General features: G+C 42.0%; 14 protein-coding genes and 1 pseudogene. 11 read left to right on the plus strand and 4 right to left on the minus strand.

Annotation, left to right across the window (positions count from 1 at the left end; all coding sequences use genetic code 11):
- The first annotated feature begins 308 nt into the window (after positions 1–308).
- Together istA and istB are read left to right on the plus strand one after the other, a co-directional pair.
- Positions 309–1,547: an IS21 family transposase gene (gene istA / locus IGJ25_RS05015; protein ID WP_375351995.1), complete on the plus strand. Its 1,239-nt coding sequence runs from the start codon at positions 309–311 to the stop codon at positions 1,545–1,547.
- Positions 1,537–2,277, plus strand: a complete 741-nt coding sequence (gene istB / locus IGJ25_RS05020; RefSeq protein ID WP_208788625.1) for an IS21-like element helper ATPase IstB — start codon at positions 1,537–1,539, stop codon at positions 2,275–2,277. The genes istA and istB overlap by 11 nt, the downstream gene beginning before the upstream one ends.
- A gap of 21 nt (positions 2,278–2,298) precedes the next feature.
- Here istB and IGJ25_RS05025 read toward each other — a convergent pair whose 3' ends face one another.
- Entirely contained in the window at positions 2,299–2,472 is a 174-nt protein-coding gene (locus IGJ25_RS05025) for a hypothetical protein (protein ID WP_010747574.1), read from the minus strand.
- Positions 2,472–2,558 (minus strand): annotated as a pseudogene (locus IGJ25_RS05030) (resolvase); the annotation flags it as partial. The pseudogene IGJ25_RS05030 and the gene IGJ25_RS05025, both read right to left, overlap by 1 nt.
- Positions 2,559–2,645: 87 nt before the next feature.
- Here IGJ25_RS05030 and IGJ25_RS05035 point away from each other — a divergent pair.
- From IGJ25_RS05035 to xylB, 5 genes are all read left to right on the plus strand, one after another.
- On the plus strand, positions 2,646–3,278 hold the full coding sequence (locus IGJ25_RS05035; RefSeq protein WP_010747575.1) for a YitT family protein: 633 nt from the start codon (positions 2,646–2,648) through the stop codon (positions 3,276–3,278).
- A 329-nt stretch (positions 3,279–3,607) separates the two neighbouring features.
- Complete coding sequence (gene xylA / locus IGJ25_RS05040) at positions 3,608–4,912, plus strand: xylose isomerase (protein WP_010747576.1); 1,305 nt, start codon at positions 3,608–3,610, stop codon at positions 4,910–4,912.
- A gap of 73 nt (positions 4,913–4,985) precedes the next feature.
- Entirely contained in the window at positions 4,986–6,929 is a 1,944-nt protein-coding gene (locus IGJ25_RS05045; protein WP_010747577.1) for a hypothetical protein, read from the plus strand.
- 465 nt (positions 6,930–7,394) lie between these two features.
- Positions 7,395–8,924, plus strand: a complete 1,530-nt coding sequence (locus tag IGJ25_RS05050) for a glycoside hydrolase family 43 protein (RefSeq protein ID WP_438779131.1) — start codon at positions 7,395–7,397, stop codon at positions 8,922–8,924.
- A gap of 18 nt (positions 8,925–8,942) precedes the next feature.
- Positions 8,943–10,439: a xylulokinase gene (xylB, locus tag IGJ25_RS05055; protein ID WP_010747579.1), complete on the plus strand. Its 1,497-nt coding sequence runs from the start codon at positions 8,943–8,945 to the stop codon at positions 10,437–10,439.
- A gap of 227 nt (positions 10,440–10,666) precedes the next feature.
- Here xylB and IGJ25_RS05060 read toward each other — a convergent pair whose 3' ends face one another.
- Positions 10,667–11,836, minus strand: coding sequence for an ROK family protein (locus IGJ25_RS05060; protein WP_010747580.1), 1,170 nt, complete (start codon positions 11,834–11,836; stop codon positions 10,667–10,669).
- A gap of 174 nt (positions 11,837–12,010) precedes the next feature.
- Here IGJ25_RS05060 and IGJ25_RS05065 point away from each other — a divergent pair, with 174 nt between their 5' ends.
- Both IGJ25_RS05065 and IGJ25_RS05070 read left to right on the plus strand, forming a co-directional pair.
- Positions 12,011–13,492: a GH39 family glycosyl hydrolase gene (locus tag IGJ25_RS05065; protein ID WP_081117181.1), complete on the plus strand. Its 1,482-nt coding sequence runs from the start codon at positions 12,011–12,013 to the stop codon at positions 13,490–13,492.
- A 92-nt stretch (positions 13,493–13,584) separates the two neighbouring features.
- Positions 13,585–15,354: a family 43 glycosylhydrolase gene (locus IGJ25_RS05070; protein WP_010747582.1), complete on the plus strand. Its 1,770-nt coding sequence runs from the start codon at positions 13,585–13,587 to the stop codon at positions 15,352–15,354.
- An 85-nt stretch (positions 15,355–15,439) separates the two neighbouring features.
- Here the strand turns inward: IGJ25_RS05070 and IGJ25_RS05075 are convergent, their stop codons facing one another.
- The gene (locus IGJ25_RS05075; RefSeq protein WP_306453150.1) at positions 15,440–16,285 is read right to left on the minus strand and encodes a helix-turn-helix domain-containing protein; all 846 of its coding nucleotides are present in this window, start codon (positions 16,283–16,285) and stop codon (positions 15,440–15,442) included.
- A 152-nt stretch (positions 16,286–16,437) separates the two neighbouring features.
- Here IGJ25_RS05075 and IGJ25_RS05080 point away from each other — a divergent pair, with 152 nt between their 5' ends.
- Together IGJ25_RS05080 and IGJ25_RS05085 are read left to right on the plus strand one after the other, a co-directional pair.
- Positions 16,438–17,313: a sugar phosphate isomerase/epimerase family protein gene (locus IGJ25_RS05080; protein WP_010747584.1), complete on the plus strand. Its 876-nt coding sequence runs from the start codon at positions 16,438–16,440 to the stop codon at positions 17,311–17,313.
- Between the two features lies 1 nt (position 17,314).
- Positions 17,315–18,475, plus strand: coding sequence for a Gfo/Idh/MocA family protein (locus tag IGJ25_RS05085; RefSeq protein WP_225001408.1), 1,161 nt, complete (start codon positions 17,315–17,317; stop codon positions 18,473–18,475).
- Positions 18,476–18,480: the final 5 nt, after the last annotated feature.

The following is an 18,480-nucleotide window of genomic DNA, read 5'->3' on the forward strand; positions in this document are numbered from 1 at the left end:
TCTTAGTAGTTAGATTCTACCAAATCGTGTCCATGAAATCATCCTAACATCAAGAATTGAAATGGGAGTGGACGAGATCATTTGAGGTAGATGATCATATATCTAAGACATTTAACCGACAAGATATAACTATTCCTAGCCAAAATAAATACTGGGTATTAGTTTCTATTTTTCTTGTTATACTATTACTTTTAGTGCTTTTTATGTTAACGGCAACGATAAAATGTAGGAAAATGGCAATTTAAAATTGTTGGTTTTCCTACATTTTTGTATGCTCTTCTTATCCCAAATGAAACGGAGGTTCAGGGATGAGAAAAGATATACGCGAAGGAGTGATGATCTACGTGATCAACGAAATCAAACCGAACTATGCCGCATTAGCCAAACAATATGACTGTGATTATCGAACAGTCAAAAATGCATACGAAGAAGCTAAGGGTGAAACGTCCACACCTACCCCGCGCAAGAAACGTCCAAGCAAGTTGGATCCATATAAAGAAATTATCCAAGACAAAGTCAAGGGGCATTGTAGTGCCTACAGTATCTTCAAATTTATCGAACGCAAAGGATTTGACGGGAGCTACAGCCTAGTAAAAGCTTACTGTCGCGAGTTCAAACAAGAAAAAGTGCAAAAGGCCACCATTCGTGTCGAGCATAACCCGGGACTTTCCGCCCAGGTTGATTGGAAGGAAGATATGCGCTTAATCAGTAATCAAGGAGAAGTTTTTGAATTTAATATCTTCTTATACGTCCTTCCTTACTCGAAGAAAAAATTCATTACTTTAACCTTTGACCGTAAGCAAGATACCCTGTTTGAATGTCTGGATGATGCCTTCTATCACACCGGTGGTGTGCCAAAAGAAATCTGGTTCGACAATATGAAGACGGTGGTTGATCATTCTCGCAGTCAGTTTTCAAAAGCGTATTTCAACGAACGCTTTTATGCCTTCAGTAAAGACGCCAGCTTCACGCCAATTGCCTGTCGTCCCTTTCGACCACAAACAAAAGGATGTGTAGAAGCGTTAGCCAGAACTGTTGATCGACTGAAGGTCTATAACCATGAATTTTATGATACCGTAGAGCTATGTCATCTAGTGAATGACCTATGTTCTGAGTTAAATAGTGAAGTCTCCCAGGCAACGGACCAGACGCCAGATGAGCGTTGGTGGACAAACGAAAAAGAGCACCTACATGAATTACCGAAAAACCTTTTGAATCCTTATTTTGAGGACTTTATTAGCCGTAAAGTCACGAAGGAAGCCATGGTCGTTTTCCGTAAATGCAGGTACTCTGTAGATCCTCGCTATATCGGTAAAGAGGTTGAAATCGAGCTCTCCGACAAGGAAGACCAAGTACAAATTCATTATAACGGAGAACTGATCCGGTCGCATCCCTTAACGAAAAAACAATTGAACTATCATGAGGAGGACTATTTCCAAATCCTAAAGTCAGATGTCATGAGCCATAAAGAGGACGATGACATCAGAGCTTATACTCGCGAAAGTCTAAAACAATATGATTTGGTGGAGATTGCTGATGAAGAATAGCCATTATCAAGAACTGATGACCAACCTAGAAACGCTCGGTTTGAATCACATGCGGGAGTATGTTCCCAATTATATCGAGGTTGCCAATCGAGAGGAGCTTTCCTTGACGGAAGCTCTTCTGGAATTAACGCGAAAGGAAGTCAATCATCAACATAACCAGAAAATGAATCGCGTGATAGAGCGAGCGCGCTTTCCTAAACGGACCAGTCTAGAGGAATTTGATTTTACCTTCCAGCCAAGTATTAATAAACGTGAACTGCTGGATTTAAAGCACATGGGTTTCGTAGAAAAGCATGAGAACCTGGTCTTTATTGGGAGCCCAGGAGTTGGGAAAACGCATCTAACGATTGCCTTAGGAATTGAAGCCTGCCATCAAGGGTACCGGCCTTTATTCATCCCTTGTCATGAGCTTCTTTTACGCTTACGAGCTGCCTATGAGAAAGGCACGCTTGAGCGAGTACTAAACCGATATGCACGATATGATGTGTTGATTATTGATGAGATTGGCTATCTACCGATACAAAAACAAGAAGCCGATTTGTTCTTCCAGCTTCTGGCCATGCGTTATGAACACCGCTCTACGATTATTACGACAAATATCGTCTTATCTCGATGGGGTGAATTTTTTCAAAGCCCAGAAATCGCGGCAGCGATCCTTGACCGACTGGTTCATCATGTCAAAGTGTTCAAGATTACCGGCAAGTCTTATCGTATGAGAAATAAAATCTAAACTGGCGATTGCCGACAATTCCTATTGCCGAAAACCTACATTTTTATTCTGCCCAAAACCAAAGGTGATAAACGTTTCATCTGTAAATAGTGGGTCTTTGATCTCAAAATAACCGTCTTTTTTGGTGCTTTGTTTTAAAGCACTTGCGTAGGCTAATGCCTGGCTTGGTTTTTCAGCTAAAATAACCGTACTCATTAACTATCCCTCTTTTCTTTGTTTTTTCTTTGATCTACTGTCACGTTATATCTTGCTCGATACCTTCTAAACGTTCGGCGATTGATTCAGTTTTGTGAAGAGTACAAATTGGTGAAATAAGGCTGGTTACATTCATCAACAAAAATAACTTATCTGTTTTGGAGGAAAATACTGTGTTAAAAACAATTAAACCCCGCGCACTAACGATGGTGTTTTTGGGGAGTACAATCTTATCTTTTGGCTTATTTAATATCCATTCCTTCAGTGGTGTGACTGAAGGTGGTGGTCTGGGGCTGACCCTGTTACTAGATCATTGGTTTCATTTGTCACCAGCAATCACTGGGTTCATCTTCAATATGTTATGTTATGCGGCTGGCTGGAAAATATTAGGGCGAGAGTTCATATTTTATTCCATTGTCGCTTCTGTGGGTTTTTCTGCTAGCTATAGTCTTTTTGAAGCAATCGGACCTTTTTGGCCCCATATCGGTGATACGCCCCTTTTGGCAGCAGTAGTAGGAGCTATCTTTGTCGGGGGTGGCTGTGGGCTTTGTGTTCGAGCAGGTGGTGCCCCGGGTGGAGATGATGCTATGGCCATGAGTATTGCCAAAGTTTTTAAAATGAAAATTCAGTGGGCCTACCTTGCTAGTGATTTGGTCGTCTTGGTATTGTCTTTGAGCTATATTCCCTTGAATCGCATTGGTTTTTCATTGCTGACAGTCATACTTTCAGGACAACTCATCGGTATCGTACAAGAATTTCATTTGCCAGCTTGGATGCATCAGGAAAAGCCGGCTAAGGTGGAGTAATCAACTTTTCTAGCAAGCTTAAATACAAAAGCGTAAAGGCAAGCAACCTTGAAAGAGGGCTTGCCTTTTTTTAGACTTGGTATTATAAAGTTTTCACAAGTGAAAACTCCATAATACCAAGTCTACAATCCGGCTGATTCTCCGGTAGCAAGGCAATCTTGTTTTCTAATTGATAGGAGGGGATGAAGGTAGCTTTGGGAGTAGCGCATTTCTTTAAAAAAACTGAAAAAAAGATACGTGAAAGCGGTTGACATTTAAAAAAGGTTGCGCTATTCTTTAATAGAGTTAGTTAGTTAAGCTAAACAACCTATTTGATGGAGGGATTTTCAATGAGTTATTTTCCAAGTATCGACAAGATTCAATATGAAGGCACAGACACAAAAAATATGTTTGCATTCCGCCACTACAATCCAGATGAAGTAGTGATGGGCAAAAAAATGAAGGATCATCTTCGTTTTGCCATTGCTTATTGGCATACAATGACTCAAGATGGTTCGGATCCATTTGGTAATCCAGTCAACCAACGCCCTTGGTTTGGTGAAACGCCAATGGAAACTGCCAAAAATAGGGTAGAAGCCTTCTTTGAAATTTGCGAAAAATTAGGCGCAGAATACTTCTGTTTCCATGATGTAGATATCGCACCAGAAGGCGATAGCTTAGAAGAATTCTTTGCAAATGTTGATGAAATTACTGACTTGATCAAAGAAAAAATGGATCAAACAGGGATTAAATTGCTTTGGAACACTGCCAACATGTTTTCTAATCCACGTTTTGTTAACGGCGCGGCTTCAACAAATAACGCTGAAGTTTATGCGATTGCTGCAGCACAAGTGAAAAAAGGCTTAGACATCTCCAAAAAACTTGGCGGTGAAAACTATGTCTTCTGGGGTGGCCGTGAAGGATACGAAACTTTACTGAATACCAACATGAAACTTGAACAAGACAATATAGCTCGTCTTTTCAAAATGGCGATTGCTTATGGTGAAAAAATTGGTCACAAACCACAGTTCTTGTTGGAACCAAAACCAAAAGAACCTTCAAAACATCAATATGACTTTGATGCAGCGACTACGATGGCCTTTATCCAACATTACGGTTTAGAAGGCGACTTCAAGTTGAACTTGGAAGCGAACCATGCTACTTTAGCTGGTCATACATTTGAACACGAAATTGCAGTGGCACGTTGCTACGATTCATTGGGTTCATTGGATGCCAACCAAGGGGATGTTTTGTTAGGTTGGGATACGGATGAATTCCCTACCAATGTCATGGACGTGACTTTGGCGATGTACGAAGTCTTGGAAAATGGCGGTATCGCTCCTGGTGGGATCAACTTTGACTCCAAAGTACGTCGTTCCGCTTTCGAAGCAGAAGACTTGTTCTTGGCTCATATTGCTGGGATGGATACTTTCGCTCGCGGTTTGAAAAATGCAGCGAAATTAAAAGAAGATCGTTTCTTCGATGATTTGAAAGAAGAACGCTATGCTTCCTTTAACGAAGGCCTCGGCGAAAAAATCATGAAGGATGAAGAAGACTTGGAAAGCTTATACGATTATGCTGTTAGCCATGAAGATCCAGTCCTGAAATCTAGCCATATCGAATATGTGAAAAATATCTTGAACGATTATTTATAAGCCGTTTAAATGATGAGGGGTCTTCTTAGGCCCCTTTTCTTGTACAAAAAATTAATGAAGGTTAGGTGGACTGATGACTCGCGATTTATGTTGGTTACGAAAAGTAGCCAGTCATTATTTTCAACATTTCTCATTGCCTGCGGATGATTTAGTGGCAAGAAGTATTCGCCGAGAAGTAGGCACATTACTGAATTTGACAAAAGAAGTAGCAAGTGAAGGGGACTTGGCCTTTTCACTTGTAACAGAAGAGTGTTTGGGAAGGGAAGGCTATCGAGTAAAAGGGGAGCAAAATCATGTTGCTATTCAGAGTAATACGACAAAAGGCTTACTCTATGGCTTATTTGCCTTGTATGAAAAATTGATATTGGGAGAAGCTTTCACTTCTTTTACAAGTGTGCCAGACCAAGCGCTACGGATGATTAATCACTGGGATAATATGGATGGAACAATTGAACGAGGCTATGCCGGAGATTCCATTTTCTTTAAAGACAATGAATTTCGTAAGGATTACCAACTGATTGAGTCCTACGCTCGTCTTTTAGCATCTGTGGGAATTAATGCTATCTCAATTAATAACGTGAATGTTCGTGGTGCAGCCAAAGCCCTCATTTGCGAGGAGCATTTTGGCGAATTGCGACTTATTGATGAAATTTTGGGCTCTTACGGAATTAAGCTATACCTTAGTGTGAACTTTGCCGCCCCTAAAGCGATTGGTGGTTTGGAAACAGCGGATCCTCTTGCTAAAGAAGTCATCGCTTTCTGGCAAGAAAAAATTGATGCTTTATATCGTTATATTCCTGATTTTGGGGGCTTTGTAGTGAAAGCGGATTCGGAAGGGGAACCAGGGCCTTTTGCTTATGGTCGTGGGCATGATGATGGGGCCAATATGTTTGGCAGGCTATTGCAACCTCATGGTGGACATTTGGTATGGCGTTGTTTTGTTTATAATCATCAGCAAAACTGGCGGGACCGTAGCATTGACCGTGCCAAAGCAGCGTATGATCATTTTATGCCTTTGGATGGGAAATTTGTTGAAAATGTTAGCCTACAAATTAAGCTTGGCCCATTGGATTTCCAAGTGCGAGAGCCCACTTCTCCTTTGTTGAGTGGGTTGCGAAAGACCAATCATATCATTGAGTTTCAATTGACTCAGGAATATACGGGGCATCAAAAAGCCGTTTATTATCAATTGCCCGTGTGGAAAGAAGCATTGGATTTTGATTGTCGCAATGAAGACGTACCAGGCCAAGTGAAGGAATTATTGAAAAACACTTCACCACAACCAGCTTACAGTGGTATTTGTGCCGTAGGAGTGGTGGGCATGTCAGAAAACTGGACTGGCCATAAGCTGATGCAAATCAATCTCTATGGTTATGGCAAACTGTGTTGGAACAATCAGCTGACCACCCAAGACTGTGCCCAACGTTGGATTGGCTTAACTTTCGATTTAGCTGAGGATCAAACGAAAAAGTTGGCAGATCTTTTGGTGACTTCTCGGGAAACCTATGGCATGTATACAGCCCCTCGAGGTGTCGGTTTTATGGTGACGCCAAGAACCCACGATGGGCCCAATATCGATGGTTATGAATATGATCGGTGGGGAACGTATCATTTTGCTGACCATCTGGGTATTGGCAATGATCGAACAACTTCAGGAACGGATTACGTGTCACAATATGCGCCAGCTATCCGAGATTACTTTAATGACTTAACAACTTGTCCCGATGAGTTGTTGTTATGGTTTCACCATGTACCTTACACGCATCGACTACACAATAGCAAAACCCTGATTCAAGACATCTATGATACGCATTTTGAAGGTGTTAAACGAGTTGAGGACTATCAAGCTGTTTGGGAAGAAATCGGTCCTCATGTTGACCAGAATTCTTATCAAAATGTCAAAGAGTTGCTGCAATGGCAACGAGAACTGGCAGTGGAGTGGCGAGATCAAATCAATACTTATTTCTGGCGAAAATCGGGTATTGCCGATCAAGCAGGGCGTAAAGTATATCCATAAAGTTACGCTTATAAAGGGTTCTACGCTTTCAAGCCTTGAAAAATAAATACGAGGCCATCTGACGCGGGATATACGAAGGTTTTGAGGTAAAAAAGAACTTTAGTCTTTAGAAAATAGTATGACGGTAGCTAAACTAGCCCTGTCAAAAGAAAAACGAATTTTTTGTCTGTCGGTTTCGCTATAACCTGATGAAGTTGTTGGGGGGCGAGACCGACTTTTTTTAAGGAGTAAAGGGTTCGTGCATAGTTGTTCATTAGTGGTTAATAGACGGATAGTGGTGTAGCAAAAAAAACAAAAAAATTGTTCTGTAAGCGGTTGACTTGTGTCAAGAGGTGTTTTATCATTTAGAAAGTTAGTAAAGCATACAAACTGAACTAGCTGACTCATTTTAATAGCGCCTTATTTCAGGGATGCTAGCTGGTGTCCCTCTTCCTTAGCAATTAAAAATGAGAAACGAGGCTAACCATGAATACTTTTACTAATCCAGTTTTGAAAGGCTTTTCTCCAGATCCAAGCGTTTGCGGGGTAGGAGAAGATTTCTATTTAGTGACCTCGACGTTTGCTTATTTTCCAGGTGTTCCCATTTATCACAGCAAAGATTTGGTAAATTGGACACAAATTGGCAATGTCTTAGAGCGGGATAGCCAGTTGCCTTTAGACCAGGCGGGGCATTCCCAAGGGATATTTGCACCTTGTCTTCGTTACCATGAAGGAACTTTCTATATGATTACCACCAATGTTACCCATGGTGGCAACTTTGTGGTGACAGCAACCGATCCCAAGGGGCCGTGGTCTGATCCCTATTATTTAGAAGATGCTCCAGGTATTGATCCCAGTCTATTCTTTGATGAAGATGGACGTTGTTATTATGTAGGCACGCGCCCGAATCCAAAAGGTGTCACTTACAATGGTGATTGGGAAGTATGGTTGCAAGAACTTGATCTAAATACCATGCGTCTGATTGGTGTGAGTACTTCTTTGTGGAAAGGTGCTATGCGAGATGTAGTTTGGCCTGAGGGACCACATCTTTATAAAAAAGACGGCTATTATTATCTGATGATTGCGGAAGGGGGAACTGGCTTTAACCATTGTGTGACGATTGCTCGAAGTCAACAAGTGGCAGGGCCTTATTTGGGAAATCCCAATAACCCTATTTTGACTCATCGACATTTGGGTAAAGATTTTCCTGTTTGCAATGTCGGGCATGGGGATTTAGTAGAAACGACAACAGGCAAGTGGTATATGACTTGTTTGGCTAGTCGAAACTATGAAGGTTACAGCAATCTTGGACGTGAAACGTTTCTCGCTGAAGTTGTCTGGGAAGACGGCTGGCCGGTAGTCAATCCAGGTCATGGGCAGCTTTTAGACGTCCAAGAACATGCACTGCCCCTCAGTTCAGTCCCAGAAACAAGCCAGTTTTCATTGGCTGAAGAAAACGTTGCCTTTGTCTATTTGCGTAATCCGCATCCTGCTGATTACAATCGGACTGTTCGTCCAGGCTGGTTGCGATTGACACCCGGGGAAGCGACTTTATCAGATGTGGCTTCACCCACTTATATTGGGTTACGACAAAAAGCGATGAATTACCATTTTCGTGTCGATATCCAACCATCCTTGGCTAAAGGGGAAGCATGTGGCTTGGCGTTGATTCAAAGCAATGACTACCATGTACGTTTGGAAATTACCGAAACAGAAAATGGCTATCTAGCCCAGCTCATCCGTACTCTAGCTGGCGTAGAAGAAACACTAGGGAGGACGACCTTTACCGGTGATCGTTTCGTATTGCAATTTACCGGTGCGTTGCAACAATTGACAGCCAAGGTAATTGTAGCTGAAGAAGAACATCTTGTCGCAGAAGCGGTGGCTATTCATTATTTAAGTACAGAAATTGCTGGTGGTTTTGTAGGCTGTACAATGGGTCTATATGCTACCAGAACAGCACCACAGGCTACAGGATATGTGGATGCTTATCAAATTGAACACCAGGTCAATTAAGAGAAGGGAATAATCGCTATGAAACAAATTTTAGGCTTAGATCTCGGAACGAGCGCGTTAAAAGGACTCCTTTTTGATGAGGGCGGGAACCTGCTAGCATCAGCAGATAGTGCTTATCCTTTAGATACACCACAAGCTGGTTACAGTGAACAAAATCCGAATCATTGGCAAAAAGCAGCGGAAATTGTGATGACAAAACTGTTGGATTTGCGTCCAGATATGAAGGATGCGTTGGTGGGGATTAGTTTTTCCGGTCAAATGCATAGTTTGGTGTTATTAGACGATGCCAACCAAGTTATTCGTCCAGCAATTTTGTGGAATGACGTACGAACAACCAAAGAATGTCAAGAAATCATGGCAACTTTTGGGGACCAATTGTTAGCCATTACGAAAAACGTGGCTCTCGAAGGATTTACCTTGCCTAAAATTCGTTGGGTTCAAAAAAATGAACCAGCCAACTGGGAAAAAGTGGCTCATGTGATGTTGCCAAAGGATTATTTGGCGTTTTGGCTGACAGGCCGATATTCGATGGACTACTCTGATGCAGCCGGTACATTGTTATTGGATGTAGAAGAAAAAGTTTGGTCAGCGGCTATTTTGAAACAGTTTGATATCGATGAAGCGGTCTTACCAACACTACATGAATCAGCTGGATTAGTCGGCAAGATAGTACCAGAATTGCAATTGAAATTTGGTTTTACCCAAGAAGTAGCGATTTTTGCTGGTGGGGCAGATAATGCCTGTGCTGCATTGGGAGCTGGGATTATTAAAGAAGGCTTAGCGATGGCCTCTATCGGAACAAGCGGCGTCTTCTTGTCTTATGAAGCAGATGAAACAGTGGATTATCAAGGAAAACTCCATCTCTTTAATCATAGCGTCAAAGACAAATTGTATGGGATGGGCGTGACTTTGGCCGCCGGAAATTCATTGAGCTGGTTTCGGGATACCTTTGCGCCAGAAGAAGATTTTGCGACCTTATTAGCGGATGTGGGGACTGTGGCAGCTGGCTCAGATGGGCTGTTGTTCACTCCTTATATCGTAGGGGAACGGACACCTTATAGTGATGCCAAGATTCGTGGCAGTTTTATTGGCATTGACACTCATCATCGATTGCGCCATTTTGGCCGTGCAGTTTTGGAGGGCATCACTTTTTCTTTAAAGGATTCTCAACAAATCATGGCAGATACGACGGGGCGCCATTTTAAACAGATTGTCTCCGTTGGTGGTGGGGCGAAAAACCCTGATTGGCTGCAAATGCAAGCAGATATTTTCGATGCTGAAATCTTAACGTTGACTACCGAACAAGGTCCAGGCATGGGAGCTGCCATGTTAGCAGCTATCGGAGCGGGATTATTCCCAGATGCTGAAAGTTGTGCCGAGGTTTTTGTGCACTATGACAAACACATCATGCCTGATCCACAACAAGTAGCGAAATATGCGAAAATTTATGAGATTTATCAAGATGTTTATCCCCAAACTGCACCAATCTGTCATCGTTTACTGACAGAAGAGTAAAAAAATGCCTCATTGCCTTGAAAGGTAAATAAGACATCGGATAATCAGCAAGTCGGCTGATTACTCGATGGCTTTCTTTAAAAAAACGATGGAACCGTATTCGTTTGCCCTGGATAGCGGAAGTTTCATGATGAATGGTAGCTAGTAAGCTTGGGACAAAAAGACTTATAGCCACTTAACATCGTAAAAATTGCTCATGGGTTTCGCCATGAGCAATTGGAAGAAGCCTACTTTTTAAGCATTCCTAGTCTTAAGTTTTGGATTTTTAAAAAGTGGGAAGTAGCCTGGGCAATGCCACCGTATAGCGGGGCATGATCCCCTAACAGGCTCGTCTGAATGGTGATACTTTGCGTAAAACGAGAGACCATTTTTCGACGTATCCGGGGAAGAAGATCGGGAATTTTACGATAGACAGAGCTATTGACGATCAATAACTCAGGATCTTCTGCCACGATGATATTGTTTAGGCCGATACTTAAATAGTCAACATTTTCTAGGGCTAGACGGATGGCATCCACATCACCGGCATTATAGGCGGCTGCAAAAATATCAGAATTAACAAAATCCAAGTCTTTTAATTTGGCAAAAGTATCAAATAACACTCTGTTGGAGGCATATTGTTCGAGACAGCCCTTATTACCACAAGGACAGAATTTGCCATTAGGGAAAAGCGTGCTGTGTCCTAATTCTCCAGAGAAGCCATGGGAGCCAGATTGTAAAGAACCATTGGCTACTGTGCCAGCGCCAATTCCGCTATGAATACTCAGACTGATAATTTTTTGGTAGTCGCCAGTTGTCATAAAGCAGTATTCCCCGACAGCATTAAGGTTGGCTTCGTTTTCTACAAAGACCGGCACACTGAAAAGTTGCTCTAGGGGTTCTTTGATATCCAAGCCAGACAAATCGTAGTAAGGAGTAAAGGTGATGCGGTTATCGTTGACAATCCCGTGGATGGCCAATGAAATCCCCACTAGACCATGGGGCGTCACTGGGGCCTGACTTAAAAAATTGGTGATAATGCTTTGAACAGTGGGCAAGATATTTTCGCTATTGATTGGGGTATTTTTTCTTTCTTCGAGGCGAATCACTTCCCCATCGAGATAAGCCAACATCCCTGCCACATAGTTATAGCCCACATCAAAAGCAAGCGCCAATCCGCAGCGTCCATTAAAGTGCAGCTGAATCGGTTTTCGCCCCCCCATCGAACTAGCGTTACCGATACCAACTTCTTCTACGATATCGTTTTCAATTAGGTTTTTGATAATTTGCGAAACCGAGGCCTTATTTAGATTGGTTAAAGTGGAGATGTTGGCTCGGGAAATATTTTTATTTTCAATAATCGCTTTTAGTACAGTCGCTTCATTTTGCTCACGAATGTCAAGTTTATTAATAATCATGGACAATCCCCTTTTTAAAGTACGTCTTAGAGTTAGTATACTGTGCAAATTAACTGATTACAACTGAAAAAAGGGGGATTCATAAAGTTTTGTAACAAATGTTAGCCAATTATAGTTAAAACCACTAGCCAAAATGGTTGTTTTTTTAACTAACTATTACGAGGAGAAGAAAAAATGGAAACTATTCAATTGACAAAAAATATGACAGTTAGCTCATTTCACAATTTTGCGGATGATTGTATTGGTACTGGCCGGATGGGCTTGGCTCTACAGCGGCAATACCAAGAACAATTACGTCTCGTACAAGAAAAAATTGGGTTCAAGTATATTCGCGGTCATGGCTTATTTAGCGATGACATGGCAATCTACCAAGAATACGAAGACGAAACGGGACAAAAAGTCGCGGAATATAATTTTACCTACTTGGACATGGTGATGGATTTTTATCAAGAAGTGGGTATAAAACCCTATTTAGAGTTGGGCTTCATGCCACAAAAACTAGCTTCTGGGGATCAGACGGTCTTTTATTGGCAGGGAAACGTGACCCCGCCTCGCTCATACGAAGGTTGGTGCCAATTAGTCCAAGCGACCTTACAACACTTAATCACACGCTATGGTCGGGCTGAGGTAGTGACTTGGCCGGTGGAAGTTTGGAATGAGCCGAATTTGCCAGGTTTTTGGCAAGATGCTGATATGACCGAATACTTTAAGTTATTCAAAGAAACTTTTTTGGCGGTGAAAGCTGTCGATGACCAATTCAAAGTTGGGGGACCAGCGATTTGTGGGGTAGATGATATCAATTGGCTACAACAGTTTATGGCCTTTTGTCACGAGGAACAATTGGCGATTGATACGGTGACCCGCCATTTTTACACCATTTCTGATCCAGAGACCGCCGGACATTATAGCTATGTGACTTTGCGAGAAGCACAGGAATCCCTGACTGAGTTGGATATTTCCCGTAGTATTATCGATGACTATCCAGAATATCGTGGCTTGCCGATGCATATTACGGAGTTCAATACGTCTTATCGGCCGGATAGCCCTTTGCATGATACGAATTTGAACGCAGCCTATATCGCTCAGTTGCTTTCAAGATTAGGAGAAACCAGTGCCTCGTATTCTTATTGGACGTTTGGGGATATCTTTGAAGAAATGGGGGTTCCCTTCACACCGTTTCATGGAGGTTTTGGGCTAGTCGCCAATGGCAATATTCCTAAACCAACTTTTTGGACCTTTGCTTTTTATAAAAAACTACAAAAGAACTGTCTTTATAAAGGGGAACACGGCATAGTAACTTCAGATGGCAAGGAGCGCTTTGCTGGCGTTTTTTGGAATTTAACAGCTGAAGCGATGTCTTTCCAACTAGATTTCCCAGAAGAGGTTGAAAAATGGTGTATCACTTCAGAAGTGGTGGATCAACAAACAACCAACCCATTGCAAAGTTGGCATGATTTGGGAGAGCCAGCCAATTTGAGTGCTGAACAAAGAGCGCTTTTGCAGCAAATTGCTCAGCCAAAAGTGACTACCACGGTCACGTCTAACAGCTATTCATTTACTGTACAGCCTCATGGAGTTCATTATTTCGAGGCGCGGCCAAGAAAGCAAACATCTGATCGAGGCTATGATTATCAACGAGTCTTGGCTGGTAGATAAGAAAATTTGTTTATTTGGATTTGATGGGTTTGAAAATTGGTGTGTGGACCACTAATCAAACTACTCGCAATTATTATATTTAGGAGGCTACTATGAGTTATCAATTATTGAATTATCAACGAGAAGCTAAAGAAACAGAGCTTTATGATACTCGGCTGGGATTGGCGATGCATTTAGCATTGGCAGATGAATCAGGAGTGTTTCAGCCATTAAATCAAAACTTTGGGGTCTTGTTTGCCAAAGCACATTCTTTACCAGATGGGTTTTTAGTAGCAAAAGCCCTTAAAAAAACTTGGATTTGTCAGGGAAAAGAGAAATTTTACATCATCGGGATTCGGGTAAATGCCGATGGAACGTTGGATGAAACCAGTGTGGGTAGCATTTTAGTTTTTGAAACGGAAAACTTTATTCAGTATCAAGAACTACCTTTGCTCCACCTAAGTGAAATGCCTCTGATGGATGTTCAATTGGCTTATACGGATGAAGGGTATCAAATCCGGTGGTTAGATAGCTGTGATCAGGCTTATCAAGTGACGACCCCAAGCTTAGATCATGTGGATGAGACTAAAAAGGTTGCCATTCAGTGGCAACCACTTTTGGAAGTAGCAACGGATATTGAAGGGGCAATTCCGAGGAATAGTTTGACCATTAGTGAGGAACAAGGAGACTATTTACAAAAAAAATTGATAACACCCCATCATATCACTGTGGACTTACCGGATGAAGTCGTTGTTGAAAACATGGAAGAACTTACCACGATGAAAGCAACCTTGCGCTATAGTGATGGCTCGAGTCGCCAAGCCGGAATTGATTGGTTTGATTTACCAGCAAGTGCTACTGAAAAAGCTTTTGTAGCAAAGGGTCAAGTGCACCAGGAACATTTTTCTTTCCCGATTTCGACTTATCGCGCGGATCCTTGTATCGGCAAATGGCAAGGGGAATACTACTTTATTGCCACGAATGATTATGATGATAACCGTAGTCTCTATATCCGTAAAGCCAAGACGATTGCTGAGTTAGTTACTGCCCAAGAGATGAAGATTTTGGATAGCGAGATGTACCCTGAAATTGCCAATCTCTTGTGGGCACCAGAATTTCATATTATTAATGATCGTTTGTATATTTTCCACGGTGCAACACCAGGTCCTTTTGAAGAGGAACAATCCCACGTAATGGCTTTGAAAGAAGGCGGCAATCCCTTGGTGCTAGCAGATTGGCAGCGACCGCAAAAAGTCGTAAAAGCAGATGGATCGCCTTTGATTACAGGAGGCATCACTTTGGATATGACGGTGATTAAAGATAGTGGCCGAATCTATGCCGCTTGGTCGCAACGTCAGTTTTTTCCAGTGGATTTAGGTGCGTGGATTTATTTTGCGGAGCTCAATCCTGATCAACCGTGGCAATTATTGACAGAACCAGTAGTCTTAGCAAAACCAGATTATGGATGGGACAATAATCATACCTTTGTCGATGAAGGTCCCTATGCCTTGTATCGAGGAGAAGACATCTATTTAACCATTTCCGGCGCAGCTGTCGACAGTAGCTATTGTGTGGGGTATCTAAAAGCCAAAGTTGGCAGTGACTTGCTCAATCCAGCGGTCTGGGAAAAATCAAATTACCCATTGTTGACTTCTCTGAATGTTCCAGGAGAATTTGGACCTGGACACAATGCTTATGTAGAAGATGAAGAAGGCAATATCTGGAACACTTATCATGCACGTCCAGGTATCGATGCTCCCCGTTCTTCAGGTATCCGGCGGGTACATTTTGATGTAGATGGACAGCCAATTTTGGGAATGACGGAAGCAATGGATGTCAATCCTGAGTTATCTTTGGTGCAAGTAAAAGTAAAGGTAAAATAAAGCGTAAAAACAGCCTGTGAGACTAAATACTCACGGGCTGTTTTTTTGAATCACGGGTTGCAAAGGATCAATCAAAATCAGATTGTTAAAGGTTTTGTTGTTGAAATTGACGAGGAGTCAGCTCAAATTCCTTTTTAAAGGCTTTAATAAAATGAGAATAATTAGTAAAACCAGCATCGTTGCAGGCAATCGTAATTGTGGCCCCTTCTAATAAACGCTCTTTGGCATAGAGCAGTTTCCGTTTTTGGATGTAGGCATGGGGACTAAAGCCGGTATGACGCTTAAATTCCCTAGTAAGGTGTTCGCGGCTAATAAACTGGGCTTTGGCTAGGGTCTCGACTTTGACGGGCTCTGATAAATGGTCTTGGATATAGTGAATGGCGTGGCGAACAACATGATTTTCTTTACTATTCGTCAAGGGAGTATTTTCTTTTTGCAAAGCTAAAAAGCGTTGATTGAGAAAAAGCAGAAACTCGTTAAAACATTGGGTATAGCGCAAGTCACTACCATATTCTTCAGAGGCACTATGTTTTTGTAAATCTTGAATAAAAGGTCGAACTTCGGTTAAACTTGTAGGCAAAAAATGACTTTGGCGGTTATTGATACGGGAAAAGCATAACGTCAAATCTGTTTTAGCGGAAGAATAACGGTGTAAATAAGATTCGTCAAAATAACAGAAAACGCGCTCATAACGGGCAGAAGGTAAGGTTAGCATCATGTGATGGATATCATGATGATGAATTAACAGGATATTTCCTGGTTGCATATGATAGACACAATCTTCCACGTAGTAATCCACTTCCCCATCTAATAGACAATAGATCTCATGAAAATCATGGTAGTGGTACTCTGGTAAAAATGTGATGGGGGTTTCGAAACAGGAATCTTTATAATAAAAATCGAAATCTTTTGAATGAAGATGATCTTGAATCGTTGCTACTGGTTTCGTCGGGGGTCACTCCTTTTTCGCAAGTTTCTCTGATGATATCACATCTAGCATGAAATGGGTCACATTATAGCGTTTTTATTATTTATAAATGTACGTATAATAGCCGTAACAAAACAAGAAAGAAGGTTCATTTAATGAACAACTTCACCATCACCGGTTTCGCAGATGAAATCGCAAGTGACTTAGATACACAAATCAAAGGACTGAAAGAAAACGGCATTGCCCATATCGAAGTCCGAGGCATCAATGGCGTCAATGTCAGTGAATTGACGCTGGATCAAGTACTTACTTACAAAGAAACACTCCATGAAAACGGGATCAAGATTTCTTCCATCGGCTCTCCCATCGGTAAAATCAGTATTGAGGATCCTTTTGAAGAGCATTTAGCGTTATTCAAACATGTTCTCGATGTAGCAGTAGCTTTTGAAAGTCCCTATGTCCGGATGTTTAGTTTCTTCATTCCAGAAGGCAAACCTGCCGACGACTTTCACGAAGAAGTGGTGAAGCGATGGAACCAATTTTTAGAGGTAGCCAAAGATTATCCTCAAATTACCTTGCTTCATGAAAATGAAAAAGACATTTACGGAGATATTCCAGAACGTTGTGCCAAACTTTTGACCGAACTGAACAATCCACAAGTCAAAGCGGCCTTTGATCCGGCCAACTTTGTCCAATGTGATGTGGAAGTCTATCCCCATGCCTATGAATTATTAAAAGATGAAATTGGCTATATGCACATTAAAGATGCCCATTTCGCAGATCATAAAGTCACACCGGCTGGACTTGGCGATGGGCAAGTGGAAGCTGTCTTGCGGGCACTTGTGGCAAACGGCTTTACAGGCTTTGCTTCCTTGGAACCCCATTTGTCAATTTTTGATGGCTTTGCGGCGTTGGAAAAAGAGGGCGTCTCCATTGAAGAAACAAAATCCGATGGTGAAAAACTGTTCACTGTCGCTAGTAATGCATTGAAAAAAATCCTTGTGGAAAACATGGGTCAGGAGTGGAACTAATATGGAAACAGTAAAAATCGGTATCGTCGGCGTCGGTAATATCGGCTCCTTTCATATGCGCAATGTCTTAGGTGGTGAATTAAAAAACGCTGAATTGGTGGCATTGTGTGATAACAATCCAGAAAAATTGGACCGTATCCAGGAACAATACGGGGATCAATTCAAATTATATGATGATGTGGATAACTTGTTGGCAGATCCAGAAGTGGACGCAATCATTATCTCTACGCCCCACTATGATCATCCTGTGATTGCCATTAAAGGTTTGCAAGCAGGCAAACATGTCTTAGTAGAAAAACCGGCTGGGGTGTATACGAAAAAAGTTCGGGAAATGATTGAAGAATCAGAAAAACATCCAGAACTGTCCTTGTCTTTGGTGTATAACCAACGGATGAACCCGACTTATCAAAAGGCCAAAGAACTCGTAGAATCCGGTCAAATCGGTGAATTGCGTCGGACCAACTGGATCATCACCAACTGGTATCGGTCCCAAAGCTATTACAATTCTGGCGGCTGGCGGGCCACTTGGAAAGGGGAAGGTGGCGGTGTCCTCTTAAACCAAGATCCCCATCAATTGGACTTGTGGCAATGGATTTGTGGCATGCCGGAACGGATTTTCTCCTTTGCCTATTATGGCAAACGTTGGGATGTGGAAGTGGAAACAGAAGTAACGGCCTATTGTGAATACGCAAATGGGGCCACTGGGGTCTTTGTGACAACCACTACGGAAACGCCTGGGACCAATCGTTTTGAAATCGTGGGTTCTCAAGGAAAAATCGTGATTGAAGATGAACAGTTGAAATTCTGGCGGACCGTTACCGATGAAAAAGAATGGAACGATACTTACACCGGCGGCTTTGGCGAACCGGAAGTTTGGGAAATCAAGATTCCTGTTGAATTTGACGGCAGCACCGGCCATTTGCGAGTGACGCAAAACTTTGTCAACAATATTCTCTTTGGCGAAAAACTGGTGGCACCAGCGACAGATGGGATTTATGGCTTGTCCATTTCTAACGCCATTCACCTCTCTTCTTGGTTAGGCCAATGGGTTGAGTTGCCGATTGACGAGGAGTTGTTCTTGGAAGAGTTAAACAAGAAAATTGCGGGCTCAAAATACAAAGATGTGAAAGAAAAAGTCTTGGATACTGAAAATACTTACTAAAAAGA

The sequence above is a fragment of the Enterococcus sp. DIV0240d genome (assembly GCF_051711245.1).
In the GTDB taxonomy this organism is placed as follows: Bacteria; Bacillota; Bacilli; order Lactobacillales; family Enterococcaceae; genus Enterococcus_D; species Enterococcus_D casseliflavus.